This window comes from Cupriavidus nantongensis, from assembly GCF_041726985.1.
GTDB lineage: Bacteria > Pseudomonadota > Gammaproteobacteria > Burkholderiales > Burkholderiaceae > Cupriavidus > Cupriavidus nantongensis_A.
The window spans coordinates 334923-351405 of record NZ_CP168302.1 but is presented as its reverse complement, the minus strand read 5'-3'; the positions used below and the strand labels follow the sequence as shown (position 1 = coordinate 351405).

The following is a 16483-nucleotide window of genomic DNA, read 5'->3' as shown; positions in this document are numbered from 1 at the left end:
TCATGCCGACCGACCTCCCTGCCTTCGAACATGCCGCCCGGCTCGTGCTGATGTACGGGCTGGTGCCGCTGTGGCTGCTGGCGGGTGTGGGCGACTGGCTGTGCCACCGGGCCACGCAGATCGAACGCAACGCCGGCGTCACCGAATCGCTGCTGCACATGCTGATGCTGGCCGAGGTGGGCCTGCCGCTGCTGCTGGTGCTGTTTCTGGAGGTCAACGCGCTGCTGATCGCGGTGGTGCTGGCGGCGCTGGTGATCCATGAGATCACCGCATGGTGGGATGTGCATTACGCCAGCAAGCGTCGCCATATCGCACCGGTCGAGCAGCACATGCACAGCCTGCTGGAAGTGCTGCCGCTGGCCGCGGCGTCGTATGTGGTGGTGCTGCACTGGGACCAGTTTCTGGCCTTGTTCGGACGCGGCACCGAGCCGGCGCGGATGACGCTGGCGCTGAAGGCCGTTCCGCTGCCGCCGGCGTATCTGGCCGGCCTGCTGGTGGCGGTGGTACTGCTGGCGGGGCTTCCGTATCTGGAGGAGCTATGGCGCTGCGTGCGCTGGCGCCGGCGTGAACGCGAGGCCCTGCTGGCACAGGCGACGCGGGCCATGCGCGGCGGCGGCTAGCCTGCCGCGACGCCCGTCATCGCGATGATTCCTCCGGTTGCGGGCGCTGCAGAGACCAGCCGGCGCGCACGGCGCGCGGCGTGTTCAGGATCGATCAGGCCTTTACTGCTTCGGCGCCGGATCCGGCGAATCGCCCTTGGGGCCGCTCGGCGCATCGGCGGTCGGTGAAGCGGGCGCGCCTTGCTCGCGCGGCTTCTTGCTGCGCGCGGTGTTCGACGCCTTGTCCGACTTGGACTTGGACTTCTTCATGGTGTCCTTGGCGCCGGGGGCGGAAGCGGAGCCCATCTCGGTAGCGGCGGGCTGGTTGCGCGAGCCCGGAGGGGAACCTTCGATCGGCGGCGCGCTGGGGTTCGGCGCATTCGGCGACGCGGGTGCTTGTTGAGCAAAGGCCGGCAGGCAGAGCGCGGTGCCGACGACCAGTGCCGTGGTAGCGAGAGTGCGTTTCATTATGGTCTCCATTGCAAGACTACGTCGGTCGGGCCCAGGGCCCTCGGGGTTGCCGGCATGCCGTTTCGGCGCGCCGGCGATTCATGGGCGCGCGTCGCGGCCTTGCCCGCTGCGCGCCAGTTCGTGGTAGTGGCAGATGCGTGCCAGCGCCCAGTCGGCGGCGGCTTCGCGCACGGCGTTGCGCGCGCCGGCAAAGCGGCGTGTCTCGGTAAAGGCTGCGATGCCCTCCGCGTGGGACACCACGTCGTGCGCGGCATGGCCGTGGCGGCGGAACACCCAGGCAAAGCACTGTGTGCCGGCGGGGATATCGCCGTCGCCGCCGCCATCGGCAACGCCGGTGTTGGCGATGGCCAGGTCCGCGCCGGTCAGTTGCATGGCGCCACGCGCCATCGCCAGCGAAACCGCCTCGCTGGTCAGGCCATGGCGCCGGATGGTCTCGGCCGGGACGTGCAGCAGCTGTTCCTTGGCGGACGGCGAGTAGGCCACGATGGCACAGCGCAGCACGTCGCCGCAGCCAGGCACCTCGGCAATGCGCGAGGCGATCAGGCCGGCGGTGCAGGATTCCGCCGTGACCACGCGCAGCCCATGGCGCAGCAGGTAGCGCGCAATGCCGACGTTATCGCTGCCGCCGGCGCCGCGGTGCCTCATCGCAATCACTCGCATGTTCTCCTTTGCGCTATCCGCAGTCGATTTCCCGCAGGGCGGCAGGTTCCGTGCCAGCCAGTGGATAGCGCCCGCGCGGCGCTGCAGGGACAGCGTGCGCCGGCTGGCGGCAGCGCCGGGTGCAAATGCGGGGAAAAATGTACATGCAGCGCCGGAGCGCGCCTGTAAAAGCTGCGCGGCGCGCGCGGCGCACACCTTGCACGGCGGTGGCGCTCATCTTGCATGTCCGGTGCGCAACGACCTGTACGGACCCCCTGTACGGACCATCACGGAGACCGACATGCCCGAGCAGCCGCCGAAGCCGTCCATACCAACCGCGCCCCCGGACCGTCCCGCGCACGATGCGCCGCGCGCGCCGCGCCACGCCGGCAACCCCGAGGATGTGCGCAAGGGCCAGGTCACCAGTCCGCTGCCGCGCGAAGTGTTTCGCCAGCGCTTCCTGGCGCGCTTTACCGACCCCGCCTACCGGCAGGAGGACGAAGCGCTGGATCGCCTCGAGCGCATTGCCTGGGATGCCTACGCGCAAAGCCGCAAGGCGCCGCTCACGCACAAGGCCGGCGCGGGCTATGCCGATCCCGAATACGATCTCTCCGACGAATGGCGCGCGGCCAGCGAGGCGGTGCGCGTGGCCCAGCAGCGGCAGGCCGACCCTGCCACGCGCTCGCGCGTGCTGCTGGTGTGCGCGGCCTCGCGCAACGACTACACCTGCCCGGGCGAAATGTCGAAATCCTGGCGCCTGGCCGGGCGCGCGCGCGAGCGGCTGGAAGCGCAGGGCATCGAGGTCGACCTGCTCGACCTGAGCCACCTGACTTCCGACGCGCAGCTGCATATCCATCCGTGCAAGGGCTGCGTATCGACCGCGATGCCGCTGTGCCACTGGCCGTGCAGCTGCTATCCCAACCATGCGCTGGGCCAGGTCAATGACTGGATGAACGAGATCTACCCGCGCTGGGCCGCCTGCCACGGCGTGCTGATCGTCACGCCGGTGTACTGGTACCAGGCCAGCAGCCCGCTCAAGCTGATGATGGACCGGCTGGTCTGCGCCGATGGCGGCAACCCGGATCCCACCAGCACGCGCGGCAAGGACGTGACAAGGGCCAAGGCGATCGAGCTGTCAGGCTGGGACTATCCCAAGCACCTGGCCGGGCGCGCCTATGGACTGGTGGTGCATGGCGACGTCGCCGGCATCGAAGGCGTGCGCCGTGCGCTGTCAGACTGGCTGGACTGGATGGGACTGATCGATGCCGGCGCCCAGGCGCGGCTGGACCGGTATATCGGCTACTACGAGCCTTATGCCACCAGCCATGTCGCGCTGGACCAAGATACCAGCGTGCAGGGCGAAGTCGACAATGTGGCGCGTGCGCTCGCCTGCGCGGTCGAGCAACTGCGCCATGGACAGCTGCGCACCGCCGACCACGGGCTGGTACCGCCGCGGCTGAAGTAGCGTAAAGAGCCGCGACAACAACGGAGGCAACAATGGATCGCAGAGACAACTGGCGCGGCCCGCCCTGGCACGAAAGCGCCGTGCCCGAGGCTGATATGCGCAGCCACTACGTGGGTGCCTATGGCGTGTACGACTATGACCAGCCGGTGGACCCGGGCGAGTTCGGCGGCGGCCGCGGCGCCGGGGAATGGCGGCCGCACGAGACCGGGCCCCACCAGGCCCGCGGCATGGCCGATCCCTATCGCCAGTTCACCGGCTACAACGAGCGCATGGATCTCTACCGGGGCGGCAGCGAACACTGGCGGCCGGTCGGGCCCCGCAACTACCAGCGCAGCGACGAGCGCATCCTGGAAGACTTGTGCGAGCAACTGACGCGCAGTGGCCGGCTGGACCTGAACGAGGTCGAGGTGCGGGTCGAGCAGGGCGTGGTGACACTGGAGGGCAGCGTGCCGGATCGCCACCAGAAGTACCGCATCGAGGATATTGCCGACGAGGTTTTCGGGGTCAGGGACCTGGTCAACCACTTGCGCGTGGCAAGGCCGGCCGGGGCCGAGGGCCATCCCGGCCACGGCATGCGCATGTACTGAGCCGCGGCGCGGAGACGTTCCCATGCCTGTCTCCCCGAAGACGGACACCAACCCGCGCGGCAACGCCTTCGGCGCGGCCGACACGGCGCTGCAGGCCACGCTGTGCGAGCGCTTGTGGGAGAGCGGCCTCGACGTCAGCGAGATTGCGCTGGACGTGGCGCAGGGCCGCATCACCCTGCGCGGCGCGATCGGCAGCGCCGCCGACCGCGATGCGATCGAGGCCTGCGTGCGCGCGCATGCCGGCGGGCGCGAGGTCGTCAATCGCATCGAGGTCGCGCCCGATCGCACCGGCGGTTGAGTGTGCGCTGGCATGGCTTTCGCAACGGAGCCAGTTCCGGCCACTGCCGGATGCCGCTGGCTATCAGCGATGGATTAACGAGGAAGGAGACTGCCATGAGACACACCGCGATTTTTGCGCTGGCCGCGCTGCTCAGCGTGCCCGCGTGGGCCCAGACCACCACCACGCGCCCTGGCGCCGACACGCGCGCGCCAGGCACGTCGGCCTCGGATGTCATGCCGGGCCAGGGCGACACGCGGCGCGCTACCCCCGCAACGCCGGCCACACCCGCCACGCCGGGCGGCCCGGGCACCCGCGCCACACCGGCAACACCTGCCACGCCGGCCAGCCCCGCGGTCAACGAGGGGCCGCAATCGCCGCAACGGTATGACTATCCGGCTTCGGAACCGAAGGCGCCGAAGAGCCGCAAATAGTGGATGCAAAGCGGGCCGGCAAGCGTAATGCCGTTCCGTTAACCTCTGTCGTTCCCGCCTGCGCGGGAACGACAGTAGAGTTTGATGCTTTGACTGAGCGGCATCAGGCCGGCAAGCGTTTCAGAGACCCGAAGGCCAGGTCTCGGGCGCGCCCGGTGCCGGCGGCTCGGGCAGCGCCGGTACCGCGCTGCTGCGGTCGAACCACGCCAGCACGTCGAACTGCCGCGGCAGGATGGCGCGCGCGTAGTGGCTCTGCAGTTCCGTTTCCGGGCGGTAGATCACGCCGATAAAGCGCTCCTGCCGCGCCGGCATCAGCAGTTCGCGCAGGTCGGCCTGGACGGCGCTGCCGTTGCCGTCGCCAGCACCGTCACCTCGCAAATCCGTCCAGCCCTGCGCATGACCGGCGGCGTGGAACAGGTGCTCGTAGCTGTCGGCCCGCGCGGGACGCACCTGCTTGATTTCCATGGGACCGTCCCATGACGTCGCCGCCGCGACGGTGCCGTCGTAGGTACTGAAGCCCACCAGCGCGGCCGCGTCGCCGAAGGCCTCGCGACATAGCTGGCCGATATTCAGCTGGCCCTGGCTGGTGCCCATCTCGGTCTGCGACGCATCGCCGATATGCGAGTTGTGCGCCCACACCACCGCGCGCGATGCCGGCCCATGGGCGTGCAGCAACTGCTCCAGGGTCTCGAACATGTGCGTGTCGCGCAGGTTCCAGCTGTCGTCGCTGCCGTGGTACATGACGCGGTAGTAGCGCTCGGCCGATGCCACCAGGCGCGCATTCTGCGCGGCATCGAGGAAGTCCTCGTGCCCGTCGCGCGCGTAGGCGAGACGCTTGTCGAGCAAGGCCTGCAGCTGTTCGACCACCGCGTCCTCGCAGTCGGCATGGGTGCCGTGCAGCACGGCGCGGCCGTAGCGCGCGGGGTCGCGCCGCCACGGTTCCAGGCAGCCATAGCGTTCGCGCGCGGCCTGCGCGGCGCGGGGATCGACGCCTTCCAGGTAAGCCAGCACCGCAGCCATCGAGGCGCCCAGGCTGTAGATATCGAGGCCGAAGAAACCGGCGCGCCGGGCCGGCGCCAGCGCGGCATTGTGCGCGTGCAGCCAGCGGATAAAGCGCGCCACCTCGAGGTTGCGCCACATCCAGACCGGGAAGCGCGTGAACGCGGCGCCAGGTGATTCGGCGGGCCGCGGCGGGCGCCCGCGCACATGGCGGTCGACCGCCGCGGCGTCAGGCCAGTCCGCCTCCACCGCGATGATGCCAAAGCCGTGCCGGGCCACCAGTTGCGCGGTGAGCGCGGCGCGGGCGTGATAGAACTCGGCGGTGCCGTGCGTGCTTTCGCCCAGCAACACCACGCGGTGGCTGCCGAGCCGATCCGCCAGCGCCGCGGCGCCGTTGGCGAAGGGGCCGGTGAACGGACTCTCGGCCGCGTGGTCGATCGCCGGCCACGGCACGGTCGCCGCCGCGATCGCGGACACAAGCGCAGCCACGGCGTGCGGGTCGGCCCGATGTTGTGGCATGGTGGCGCGAACTGCCGGCAGCGTGCCGGCGTTCTCAGCGTTGCCGCAAGCAGCGCGGGTCAGCCGTGAATGGTGCGGGGATCGTGGCCGAAGCTGTTGCGCGAGCGGATCTGGCCGTCGCGGCCATGGATCAGCAATTCGACATGCTCGCGCTGGGCCTGCGAGGTGCCGGCGGCGACCGCCTCTTCCTGCGTGGCGTGGTGCGATTCGGCGTAGCGTGCGCCTTCGTGGATGACGTCCCAGCCTTCGTCGTGCGGAACGACGTGTATGTTGCTGCCCATGTCGGGTCTCCTCGGATAGCGGTCCTTTTATTGTGGTCGATCTGCGCGCGCTGTCTATCCGGCGGCGTCTGACAGCCGCGAAGCGCTTCCGGTTCCACTTTCCGATGGAAATCCCTGGTTATTTGTCCGGCCTCTTGTAAGCTGGACTTGGATCGCAATCAGAGGAGCGGACCATGCGTGCAAGATTTGCCAGGGGGCTGACGCAGTCGCCGGTGACCGTGGTGGCCCGGGCGTTCGACGGAGAAGCGGTGCGCACTCCCCAGGTGGGCGACCTGGTGACGGTGTATAGCCAGGATCAGGACACCGAATTCAATATCCGCCTGTGCGAGGCCGTCGAGCCCGGCCGCTGGCGCGGCGTGGTCTACGCCATCGGGCGCGGACAGGACGTGCTGGTCACCGCCGAGGGGCTGGAAATCGACGATGTGGTCGAGGTGATGCGGGAGGAAATCGCCTCCGTGATTCCCTGCGGCCGATCCCACTGAACGCCGCACCCGCGCGGGTGCGGACCATCCGGAATTGAAGTTTCCCGAGGCCTGGCTCACGCCGGCCGCGCGGGCTGTTTCGGCACGCCCAGCCACATCGCCAGGCCGCTCGCCAGCAGCAGCGCCGCCAGCAGGTAGAGCGCATGGTCCAGGCTGCCGGTGCGGGTCTTGATCTGGCCGATCACCCACGGGCTGACGATGCCGCTGGTGATGCCGATGCTGCTGATGAAGGCGATCCCGGCAGCAGTGCCGGCGCCCGGCAGATAGCCCGGCGGCAGTGCCCAGAACACCGGCAGCGCGGCAAAGATCAGCACCGCCGCCACCGACAGGATGGCCAGCATCGCCGCCAGCCCCGGCAGCGGCAAGGTCAGCGCGGCCAGTGCCAGCGCGCCGCCCGCGGTGCACAGCAGGAAATGGCGATGGCGCTCGCCGGTGCGGTCCGAATGCCGCGCAATCAGGATCAGGCCGACCGCGCCCACCGCATTCGGCACCACCGAATACAGGCTCACCGACATCACGTCGGTCACGCCGAAATCGCGGATCATCAGCGGCATCCAGAAGCTGAGCGCGAGCGAGCCGCAGGTCAGCGAAAAATAGATAAAGGCGAACAGGTACACGCGCGGGTTGCGCAGCACCTGGCGCAGCGCGTGCAGCGAATGGCCGCTGCCCTGGGTGTGCGCGGCAGTGTCGCGCAGCAGGTGGGCGCGTTCGCGCTCGCTCAGCCAGCTGGCCTGCTGCGGCCCGTCGACCAGCAGGCGTGCGGCCGCCAGCCCGAGAAGCACCGCCGGCGCGCCTTCGATCGCGAACATCCATTTCCAGCCCTGCAGCCCCAGCACGCCGGCCATGTCGCGCATGATCCAGCCGGACACCAGCCCGCCCAGCACGCCCGCCACCGCCACCCCGGCAAAGAAGATCGCCATCACCGCGGCACGCCGGCGCGCGGGGAACCAGTAGGTCAGGTACAGCACGATGCCGGGGAAGAAGCCGGCCTCGAACACGCCCAGCAGGAAGCGCAGCGCGTAGAACTGCGCGGGCGTCGACACGGCCATCATCGCCACCGACACGGTGCCCCACAGCACCATGATGCGGGTAAAGGTGCGGCGCGCACCGAAGCGCGCCAGCAGCATGTTGCTTGGCACTTCGCACAGCACGTAGCCGACGTAGAACACCGCGGCGCCAAGGCCGTACATGGCGTCGCTGAAGCCCAGGTCGTGCTTCATCTGCAGCTGCGCGAAGCCGATGTTGATGCGGTCGAGGAACGACACCACGTAGCAGACGAACAGGAAGGGAATGATGCGCAGCCAGACCTTGCGGTAGAGCGCGTCCTCGTCGCGCGCGGCGAGTGCTGCGGGGGCTGTAGCGGCTGTAGGGGCCGGGGCGGGAGGCGCCAGGCTGGATAGGGACGAAAGCTCCCCTGAGACCGGATGGCTCATCGATGTTGTCTCCGTGCGGTGGTGGCTGCGGCGGCAGGCAGCCGGGCGGTTGCCGCCAGTGGGCCGCGTCTGGTGCGCGTTGGCCCGGGATGTCTTGAAGGACAGCGCGTGGCGCAGGCCCGGACAGGGCCGCGCCTGCGCCTGGCTATCCGGTCAGGCCGGCGCCGTGTCGGGGCTGGCGACGACGCCGGCGCGCGCTTCGGCCATCGCCGCCAGCAACACGTCGTGGTCGCCGATATGGTTGGCCAGCAGCAGGATCAGCTGCGCGTTGGCGGCCTGGCTCTGGGACTCGTCGAGGTCGCGGTGCATCTCGATCAGCGCTTCGTAGAAGGCGTCGGGGCGCGCCAGGTTGGGCTGTGTGTTGAGCGGGTTGGGCATGGCTATCTCCGTGGGGCAGGGCTGGCGTCCGGGCGATCAGGCGGCCATCCGGCCTGGCTGCGGTGCGCGCAGGTCGGCGCCGGTGGCGCGCGCCAGCGCGGCGCGGATCGCGGCGGGGTCGGGATGGTGCCAGCGTGCGCACACATGCTGGTCCGGACGGACCAGGTAGCAGGTGCCGGGCGTGGCGCCGTAGCGCGCCGCCGCCAGGCCTTCGTCGTCGCGCAGCACAGTGGCGTGGCTACAGGTCATGGGGGGTTGCGCGGCGTCGGTCACATAGACCAGCTGCAGCGGCGTGCCGGCCTGCTTCAGCGCGGCCAGGTCCGCCAGCGTGCCGGCATCGAAGGCCTCCGGACTGCCGAACACCAGCAAGGTGAAATCGCCGCCGAGGTACGACAGCAGCCAGCCCGCGCCGCCTGCGCCGGACACCGGCGCATCGCAGCAGACCGCACCCGGCACCAGCTTGCCGCCAGCATCCGGGGCAGCATCCTCGGTGTTCAGTGGCGAGTCATGCAGCACCGCCGGCACCGACAGCCTGCCGCTGTTGACGAGGGCGCGCGCGAACGCATGATGCCTCGACAGCGCCAGCACCGCGTCGCGGAACACGCGGCTGGCGGCGCTCTTGGGCGTGATGAAATCGGTCGAGCGGGTGGAATTGCGGATGTTCTCGTCGGCGGCGAATTCGCGCTCGCTGGCGTAGGTGTCGAGCAGCCGGTCGCAGGCATGGCCCTGCAGCACGTAGGCCAGCTTCCACGCCAGGTTCTCGGCGTCCTGGATACCGCTGTTGGCGCCGCGCGCGCCGAACGGCGAGACGCCGTGCGCGGCATCGCCGGCGAACAGGATATTGCCGTGGCGGAAGCTGTCCATGCGCTGGCAGGAGAAGGTGTAGACGCTGACCCACTCCAGCTCGAACTTCGCGTCCTTGCCCAGCAGCGCCTGCACCCGCGGGATCACGCGCTCCGGGGATTTCTCCAGCACCGGGTCGGCGTCCCAGCCCAGCTGGAAGTCGATGCGCCAGACATTGTCCGGCTGCCGGTGCAGCAGCACCGACTGGTGCGGATGGAAGGGCGGATCGAACCAGAACCAGCGCTCGGCCGGGAAATCGGCCTCCATCCTGACGTCGGCAATCAGGAAGCGGTCGCGGAAGGTGCGGCCCTTGCTGTCCAGCCCCAGCAGCTTGCGCATTGGGCTGCGCGAGCCATCGGCGGCGACCACATAGCGCGCGGCCAACGGGTAGCAGCCATCGGGGGTATCGACCGTCAGCACCACGCCGGCGTCAGACGCGGGGCGGCTTTCCACGCCGACCACCTTGTTGTGCCAGCGGATCTCGATATTGGGCAGCGCCTGCGCGCGCTCCAGCAGATAGCCTTCGAGGTAGTACTGCTGCAGGTTGATAAAGGCCGGGCGGCGGTGCCCGGTCTCTGGCAGCAGGTCGAAGCTGTAGACCTGCTCGTCGCGCAGGAACACCCTGCCGACATGCCAGCGCACGCCCTTGTCGACCATGCGTTCGCCGCAGCCCAGGCGGTCGAAGATATCGAGCGTGCGCTTGGAAAAGCAGATCGCGCGCGACCCGGTGGACAGCGTGCAGTCGTCGTCCACCAGCACCACGGGCACGCCGCGTTGCGCCAGGTCGATGGCGGTGGCCAGCCCCACCGGGCCGGCCCCGACCACGACCACCGGATGCACCGCCGCGGGCGCGGCATCAGCGGATGGCCCGGCGCGCTGCTGTTCCGCGCAGGGCTGGTAGGCGAACGTCAGCCGCTGGTAATCGCTGCTGCTCATGCTTGTGTCTCCTCCACCTGAAAAGCTCTGTTGTGCGATGGCTGGTTGGTGTGCCGGGGTCAGTCCTGCAGCGCGGTCCACATCTCCTTGTCGCGCTGGGCGGTCCAGATGCGGGGATGGCGCATGCCGCTGGCCTCGTCGTAGGCGCGTGAGACATCGAACGGCAGGCAATGCTCGTAGATGAAGACGTGGCCGAACTTCGGATCCATGGTTCGGCGCGTGTGCGCCATCGCGGCCTTCAGGTCGAGCTTTTCGGCCACCGCTTCCTGGCCGGCGGTGAACAGCGTGGTGACGAAGTCCTTGGTGTAGGCAATGCCCTTCTTCACTTCATCCGGCGTGGTCAGCGCAGGGCCGCGGCCAGGGACAAGCTTCTCGGGATTCAGCGCCTGCAGCGCGTCGAGGGTGGCGGGCCACTCGGCCAGCTGCGCGTCGCCGCAGTAGCAGGCGGCGTCGTACTCGACCAGGTCGCCGGAGAACAGCACCTTCTGCTGCGGCAGCCACACCACGGTGTCGCCCTTGGTATGGCCCGAGCCCAGGTGGGCAATGCGCACTTCCAGCTGGCCCAGGAACAGGGTGATTTCCTTGTCGAACACCAGCGTCGGCCAGGTCAGGCCGGGCACCGTTTCCACGCCGGCGAACAGGCGCGGGAAGCGTTCGATCTCGGACTTCATGTCGGCCTCGCCGCGCTCGACGATCATCTCGTAGGTGCCGCGGCTGGCGATGATCTGCTGCGCGCCCTCGGCAAAGTAGGCCGAGGCGCCCAGCACGCGCACGGCGTGGTAGTGCGACAGCACCACGTACTTGATCGGCTTGTCGGTGATGGTGCGGATGCGTGCGATCAGGTCCTGCGCCATCGCCGGCGTGGCCGTGGTGTCGACGATCAGCACGCCGTCATCGCCGATCACCACGCCGGAGTTGGGATCGCCCTCCGCCGTATAGGCCCATGCGTTCTCGGACAGCTGGGTGAAGGTGATCTGCTTGGCTTCCAGGTCAGCCTGCGATGCAAATGCCTTGGACATGGCGTCTTTTCCTTTTGTGGGCAGGGCGGGACGGCACGGGAATGGCCGCAAGGGCATGCGGCGTGGCACTGGCTGTCTCGCCCCCGTTCGTATGGATTTCCGGATGTCGCACGGCTGTGCCGTGTCGCGACGGGGTAATGCCATCTTAGGAAAGGTAAGAAAATTAATCAATAGCTAATTGATTAGCCTATAACAAATAATCGAAGGGAAGAACTTCGGCCGGATCGATGGCGGGGTAAACCCGTATGAAGCAGGTCCGGGGAGGCGTTGGATTAATATCCGGGTTTTCCGATCACACAGGACGCTGATGGCCAGACCCAGGGCGGGGACAGCGGTAACGCCGGCGGGCGCACCGGTGGCGCGTGCCGACAAGGCGCAGCGCGGCATCCAGAGCGTGGAGGTGGGCGCGCGCCTGCTCGCGGCGCTGGCCGCGGCGCGCGTGCCGATGCCGCTGGCGGCGCTGGCCGACGCCGCGCAGCTGGCGCCGGCCCAGGCGCATGCCTATCTGGTCAGCCTTGCGCAGCTGGGCCTGATCAAGCGCGACCACCTGTCGGGCCGCTACGAGCCCGGACCGCTGTCGCTGCGCCTGGGCCTGCTGCACCTGGAGCAGGACGCCGCCTGGCGCGCCGCGCTGCCGCGTGCGGACGCGCTGGCGCAGGCGCTGGGCTGCAGCGTGGCGATCAGCCTGGCCGGGCCACAAGGGCCGACCATCGTGCGCTATGTGCCGGCCAGCGCGCCGCTGCACGTAAACCTGCATGTCGGCACGGTGATGGCGCTGGCCGCCACTGCCACCGGCCGCGTGTTCTGCGCCTTCCAGCCGCCGGCGCAGTGGCAGCCGTTGTGGCAGGCGCAGCAACCGGATGCCACCGAGGCGGACCTGGCCGCGTTCAGTGCCAGGCTGGCGGAAATCCGTGAGCGCGGCATCGAGCGCAGCATCGATGCCCCCAGCCCGGCGGTCAGCAGCCTGAGCGTGCCGGTGCTCGACGGCGCCGGCATGCTGCGGCTGGTGCTGACGCTGGTGGGATCGACCGGTGCCATCGACGTCGACTGGCACGGCGCGGCAGCGCGGGCCTTGCTCGCCGCGGGCGCGGAGATCGGCGCGGCGCTGCGCGAACCGGATGGTGAACAGGCATGAGCGGCATGAGCGACGTGAGCGAAACCCCGCAGGACCCCGACGGCGGCAAGCCGCAGCGCGGCATCCAGTCGCTCGACAGCACCGGCCAATTGCTGTCTGCGCTGGTGGCCGCGGGCCGGCCGCTGCCGCTGCGCGACCTGGCGCTGGCTGCGGGCATGCCGGCGGCCAAGGCGTTTCCGCACCTGGTCAGCCTGCAGAAGACCGGACTGCTGGCGCGCGATGCCGCCGGCAACTACCTGTGCGGACCGCTGGCGCTGGAGCTGGGGCTGATCGCGCTGCAGCGGCTGTCGCCGACGCGCGAGGCCGAACCGGAGGTGATCGAGCTGGCCGGGACCACGGGCCTGAGCGTGGCCATGGCGGTACTGGGGCCGCTGGGGCCCACCGTGGTGCGGCTGGAAGAATCCGCGCGGCCGCAGCATGTCAGCCTGCGCGTGGGCACGGTGCTGTCGCTGGTCCATACCGCCATCGGCCGCACCGTGGCGGCGCACCTGCCGGACAACGTGCTGGCGGGCCTGCTGCGGAACGATGCGCTGCGCATGGCAGGCGCGGCCGCCGGGCAGGTGCTTGGGCCCGGCGGCAAGCTGGCGCCGGCCTATGCCGGGCGGCTGGCGCAGGTGCGCGCGGCGCGCATCGACAATGCGCTGAGCCATCCGGTGCCGGGCATCGACACGCTGGCGGCGCCGGTGTTCGACCACACCGGCAGCCTGGCGCTGGTGATCGCGGTGATGGGTTCCAGCGGCAGCTTCGACAGCAGCACCGAAGGCGCTACCGCCGCGCTGGTGCGGCAGGCGGCGGCGCGGCTGTCGTGGCGCTTCGGCGCGCCGGAGGCCGCCTGAGGCCTGGCGGTCAGTTGTCGAGCTTGATGTTCGCGGACTTGATCAGATCGTCCCACTTCTCGTATTGCGCGCGGATATAGCTGCCGAACTGCGCCGGCGTCGCGGGGAAGGGCACCGTGCCCTGGCTGGCCAGCCTGGCCGCCAGGTCCGGCTGCTTGAGCGCGGCCACAATCTCGCCGTTGAGGCGGTCGATCACGGCCTTGGGCGTGCCCGCCGGGGCCGCCACGCCGAACCATGCGGTCAGCTCGTAGCCGGGCACGCCGGCGGCGGCCAGCGTCGGCACGCCGGGCAGCTGCTCGGACGGCTTCTGCGTGGTCACCGCCAGCGCGCGCACGCGCTTGTCGCGGATATACGGCAGCGCCGTGGAGACGCTGTCGAACATCATGGTGATGCGCCCGCCGATCAGGTCGGTCATCGACGCGGCGCTGCCCTTGTACGGAATATGCGTGATATCGACACCCGCCAGGTGCGTGAACAGCTCGCCCGCGAGGTGCGACGACGAGCCGTTGCCAAACGAGCCGTAGGTCAGCTTGCCCGGCTCCTTGCGCGCCAGCGCCAGCAGTTCCGGCACGGTGCGCGCGGGTACGCTGGGATGCACCACCAGCACGTTGGGCAGGTAGGCCACCGACGCCACCGGCGCGAAGTCCCTGAGCGGATCGTAGCCGGGCTTGTCGTAGAGGCTCTTGTTCACCGCCAGCGAGCCGAAGGTGCCGAACAGCAGCGTGTAGCCGTCGGCGGGGGCCCGCGCCACGGCGATCGCCGCCAGGTTGCCGCCGGCACCGGGGCGGTTGTCGATCACCACCGGCTGCTGCAGCCGCGCCGACAGCGCGTTGCCGATCTCGCGCGCCAGCAGGTCGGTGGCGCCCCCTGGCGGGAACGGCACCACCAGCCGCACCGGCTTGTCGGGGTAGTCCGCCAGTGCGGTGCCGGCGGCCGTGGCCGCGCATGCAAACAGCAGCCCCATGGCCGCACGCCTGATCCAACCCTGCATCGCTGTCTCCTTTCCTTGATCTGTTGCGATGGAACGGGCGTCAGTGTGTCGCAGCCGCGGCGCGCGCGGGTTCGGGATTGGCGAAGGTCGGGTTCGGCCCGATGCCGTGTCGCTCAGTCAGGATGGCGCAGCCGCGCGATGGTGCCGAACAGGGTTTCCAGCTCCACCGGCTTGACCAGGTGCGCATCGAAGCCGGCGGCCTCGGTATGCTGCCGGTCCGTCGGCTGGCCGAAGCCGGTCAGCGCGACGTAACGGGTGGATTCGGTGCCCGCCACGCCGCGCATGGCGCGCACCACCTCGAAGCCGTCCATGCCGGGCATGGCCAGGTCGATCAGCGCGATATGCGGGCGGCAGCGCGGCGCCACGTGCAGGGCTTCGGAGCCGTCGTAGGCGATGGTCACTTCGTGGCCGCACATTTCGAGCAGCATCGCCAGGCTGTCGGCGGCGTCGCGGTTGTCGTCGACCAGCAGGATGCGCTGCACCTGCAGCTCAGGCTTGTCATGGCCGGTGGCTGGCAGGGCAGCGCCCGGGGATGCGTCGGATTGGCGCGCGGCCGGCAGCGGCAGGCGCACCGTGAAGGTGCTGCCCAGCCCCGGCCCGGCGCTGGAGGCCGCGATGGTACCGCCGTGCAGCTCCACCAGCGAGCGGCACAGCGACAGGCCGATGCCCAGCCCGCCCTGCACATCGGTGCCCGGCCGGCTTTCCTGCACGAACAGCTGGAAGATGTCCTCGAGCGCATGCGGCGAGATGCCGCGGCCCTGGTCGGTCACGCGCAGTTCCAGGGTACGGTTCTGCACCGCCGTGGCAATCGTCACCACCGTGCCGGGCGGTGAAAACTTCGACGCATTGAGCACCAGGTTCTGCAGCACCTGCACCAGCCGGGTCTTGTCGGCATCCATGCGGATCGCCCCGGGCGCGCCCTGCACATCGACGCGCTGCGACTTGGCATCGAGCGCCGGGCGCGCGCCCTCGATCGCCAGCCCAATGATCTCGTCGAGTTCCACCGGTCCGGTGCGCAGCTCGATCCGGCCGGAGGTGATGCGCCCGATATCGAGCAGGTCGTCGACCAGCCGGCTCAGGTGCGTCACCTGGCGCTCGATCAGTGCCAGGCTCTGGTTGGCGAGCGCGCCGTCCTCCGGCGCGAGCCGCATCGCGGTCAGCGCGCTGCGCACCGGCGCCAGCGGATTGCGCAGTTCATGCGAAAGCGTAGCCAGGAACTCGTTCAGGCGCTGGCTGGAGCGTTCCAGCTCCTCGCGGCGGCGGCGTTCGCTCATGTCGCGCGTCACCTTGGCAAAGCCGCGCAGCGCGCGCGAATCGTCGTAGACGGCGGTCAGCGTGACATTGGCCCAGAACAGCGAGCCGTCCTTGCGCACGCGCCAGCCCTCGTCCTCGATGCGCCCGGCGCGCCGGGCCAGGTCCAGGTGCCGCGCGGGCTTGCCGACGGCGACGTCCTCCTGCGGATAGAACAGCGAGAAATGGCGGCCGATGATTTCGTCGCGGCGGTAGCCCTTGATATAGGACGCGCCCGAATTCCAGCTGACGATATGGCCGCCGGGATCGAGCATGAAGATCGCGTAATCCTTGACGCCTTCCACCAGCAGGCGCAGCGATTCCTCGCTCTGGCGTAGCGCCTCGGCGGCGCGGCGCTGCTCGGTCAGGTCGCGCGTGACCTTGCCGAAGCCGATCAGCCGGCCGTCGGGGTCGCGCAGGGCGGTGATGACGACATTGGCCCAGAAGCGGCTGCCGTCCTTGCGCACGCGCCAGCCCTCGTCCTCGAAGCGGCCCAGTTCGGCGGCCGCCTTCAGCTCGGCGTCGGGCCAGCGCCGGGCCACCGCGTCGGGCGTATAGAACTGCGAGAAATGCTTGCCCAGGATCTCCTCGCGCCGGTACCCCTTGATGCGCGCCGCGCCCTTGTTCCAGCTGGAGACATGGCCACCGACGTCGAGCGTGAAGATGGCGTAGTCCTGTACGGCTTCCACCAGCGTCCGGTAGGGGGTATCCGCGGCGTTCGGATGGTCGGGGCCGCTGGCCTCGGGGCTGCTGGCGTTGCCGGCAAGGGGTTGTGGATCGTCGGGGCGTCTTGTCATGGATGGGTTTGGGCGACGTGCCGGCGTTGCCGGCGCATCCGATCCTGATGGTGCGGTAAGGATACGCCTGCT

18 protein-coding genes are annotated in these 16483 nt (G+C 69.6%); 8 read left to right on the top strand and 10 right to left on the bottom strand.

Features of this window, described 5'->3' with window-relative positions:
- Positions 1 to 2: 2 nt before the first annotated feature.
- Complete coding sequence (locus ACEI37_RS01430; protein WP_373376983.1) at positions 3 to 620, top strand: diguanylate cyclase; 618 nt, start codon at positions 3 to 5, stop codon at positions 618 to 620.
- A 102-nt stretch (positions 621 to 722) separates the two neighbouring features.
- Here ACEI37_RS01430 and ACEI37_RS01425 read toward each other — a convergent pair whose 3' ends face one another.
- Both ACEI37_RS01425 and ACEI37_RS01420 read right to left on the bottom strand, forming a co-directional pair.
- A complete protein-coding gene (locus ACEI37_RS01425; RefSeq protein WP_373376982.1) occupies positions 723 to 1067 on the bottom strand; it encodes a hypothetical protein in 345 nt (114 codons plus the stop codon).
- An 81-nt stretch (positions 1068 to 1148) separates the two neighbouring features.
- A complete protein-coding gene (locus ACEI37_RS01420; RefSeq protein ID WP_373377697.1) occupies positions 1149 to 1715 on the bottom strand; it encodes a CinA family protein in 567 nt (188 codons plus the stop codon).
- A gap of 295 nt (positions 1716 to 2010) precedes the next feature.
- On the opposite strand from ACEI37_RS01420, the gene ACEI37_RS01415 reads away from it, so the two are divergent.
- From ACEI37_RS01415 to ACEI37_RS01400, 4 genes are all read left to right on the top strand, one after another.
- A complete protein-coding gene (locus ACEI37_RS01415; protein ID WP_373376981.1) occupies positions 2011 to 3174 on the top strand; it encodes a flavodoxin family protein in 1164 nt (387 codons plus the stop codon).
- A gap of 32 nt (positions 3175 to 3206) precedes the next feature.
- On the top strand, positions 3207 to 3761 hold the full coding sequence (locus ACEI37_RS01410) for a BON domain-containing protein (protein ID WP_373376980.1): 555 nt from the start codon (positions 3207 to 3209) through the stop codon (positions 3759 to 3761).
- A 22-nt stretch (positions 3762 to 3783) separates the two neighbouring features.
- Positions 3784 to 4059, top strand: coding sequence for a BON domain-containing protein (locus ACEI37_RS01405; RefSeq protein ID WP_373376979.1), 276 nt, complete (start codon positions 3784 to 3786; stop codon positions 4057 to 4059).
- A gap of 95 nt (positions 4060 to 4154) precedes the next feature.
- Positions 4155 to 4472, top strand: coding sequence for a hypothetical protein (locus tag ACEI37_RS01400; protein WP_373376978.1), 318 nt, complete (start codon positions 4155 to 4157; stop codon positions 4470 to 4472).
- Between the two features lie 120 nt (positions 4473 to 4592).
- Here the strand turns inward: ACEI37_RS01400 and ACEI37_RS01395 are convergent, their stop codons facing one another.
- Together ACEI37_RS01395 and ACEI37_RS01390 are read right to left on the bottom strand one after the other, a co-directional pair.
- Positions 4593 to 5990 (bottom strand): erythromycin esterase family protein, encoded by a 1398-nt coding sequence (locus ACEI37_RS01395; RefSeq protein ID WP_373376977.1) that lies wholly within the window; start codon positions 5988 to 5990, stop codon positions 4593 to 4595.
- Positions 5991 to 6049: 59 nt separating this feature from the next.
- Positions 6050 to 6271, bottom strand: a complete 222-nt coding sequence (locus tag ACEI37_RS01390; RefSeq protein ID WP_018007233.1) for a DUF2188 domain-containing protein — start codon at positions 6269 to 6271, stop codon at positions 6050 to 6052.
- Between the two features lie 173 nt (positions 6272 to 6444).
- Between ACEI37_RS01390 and ACEI37_RS01385 the strand changes: the two genes are divergently transcribed.
- Positions 6445 to 6753: a hypothetical protein gene (locus ACEI37_RS01385; RefSeq protein ID WP_010814535.1), complete on the top strand. Its 309-nt coding sequence runs from the start codon at positions 6445 to 6447 to the stop codon at positions 6751 to 6753.
- Positions 6754 to 6809: 56 nt separating this feature from the next.
- On the opposite strand, the gene ACEI37_RS01380 is transcribed toward ACEI37_RS01385, so the two are convergent.
- The 4 genes from ACEI37_RS01380 to ACEI37_RS01365 form a co-directional block, all read right to left on the bottom strand.
- A complete protein-coding gene (locus ACEI37_RS01380) occupies positions 6810 to 8186 on the bottom strand; it encodes an MFS transporter (RefSeq protein ID WP_373376976.1) in 1377 nt (458 codons plus the stop codon).
- Between the two features lie 153 nt (positions 8187 to 8339).
- Complete coding sequence (locus ACEI37_RS01375; protein ID WP_373376975.1) at positions 8340 to 8564, bottom strand: DUF2783 domain-containing protein; 225 nt, start codon at positions 8562 to 8564, stop codon at positions 8340 to 8342.
- A 36-nt stretch (positions 8565 to 8600) separates the two neighbouring features.
- On the bottom strand, positions 8601 to 10343 hold the full coding sequence (locus ACEI37_RS01370; protein WP_373376974.1) for an FAD-dependent oxidoreductase: 1743 nt from the start codon (positions 10341 to 10343) through the stop codon (positions 8601 to 8603).
- Between the two features lie 59 nt (positions 10344 to 10402).
- Entirely contained in the window at positions 10403 to 11362 is a 960-nt protein-coding gene (locus ACEI37_RS01365) for an MBL fold metallo-hydrolase (protein WP_373376973.1), read from the bottom strand.
- Positions 11363 to 11669: 307 nt separating this feature from the next.
- Between ACEI37_RS01365 and ACEI37_RS01360 the strand changes: the two genes are divergently transcribed.
- Positions 11670 to 12497: an IclR family transcriptional regulator gene (locus ACEI37_RS01360; protein WP_373376972.1), complete on the top strand. Its 828-nt coding sequence runs from the start codon at positions 11670 to 11672 to the stop codon at positions 12495 to 12497.
- A gap of 5 nt (positions 12498 to 12502) precedes the next feature.
- Positions 12503 to 13333 (top strand): IclR family transcriptional regulator, encoded by an 831-nt coding sequence (locus tag ACEI37_RS01355; RefSeq protein ID WP_373376970.1) that lies wholly within the window; start codon positions 12503 to 12505, stop codon positions 13331 to 13333.
- Between the two features lie 10 nt (positions 13334 to 13343).
- Here ACEI37_RS01355 and ACEI37_RS01350 read toward each other — a convergent pair whose 3' ends face one another.
- Positions 13344 to 14324: a Bug family tripartite tricarboxylate transporter substrate binding protein gene (locus ACEI37_RS01350; RefSeq protein ID WP_373376969.1), complete on the bottom strand. Its 981-nt coding sequence runs from the start codon at positions 14322 to 14324 to the stop codon at positions 13344 to 13346.
- A gap of 113 nt (positions 14325 to 14437) precedes the next feature.
- On the bottom strand, positions 14438 to 16411 hold the full coding sequence (locus ACEI37_RS01345; RefSeq protein ID WP_373376968.1) for a PAS domain S-box protein: 1974 nt from the start codon (positions 16409 to 16411) through the stop codon (positions 14438 to 14440).
- Positions 16412 to 16483: the final 72 nt, after the last annotated feature.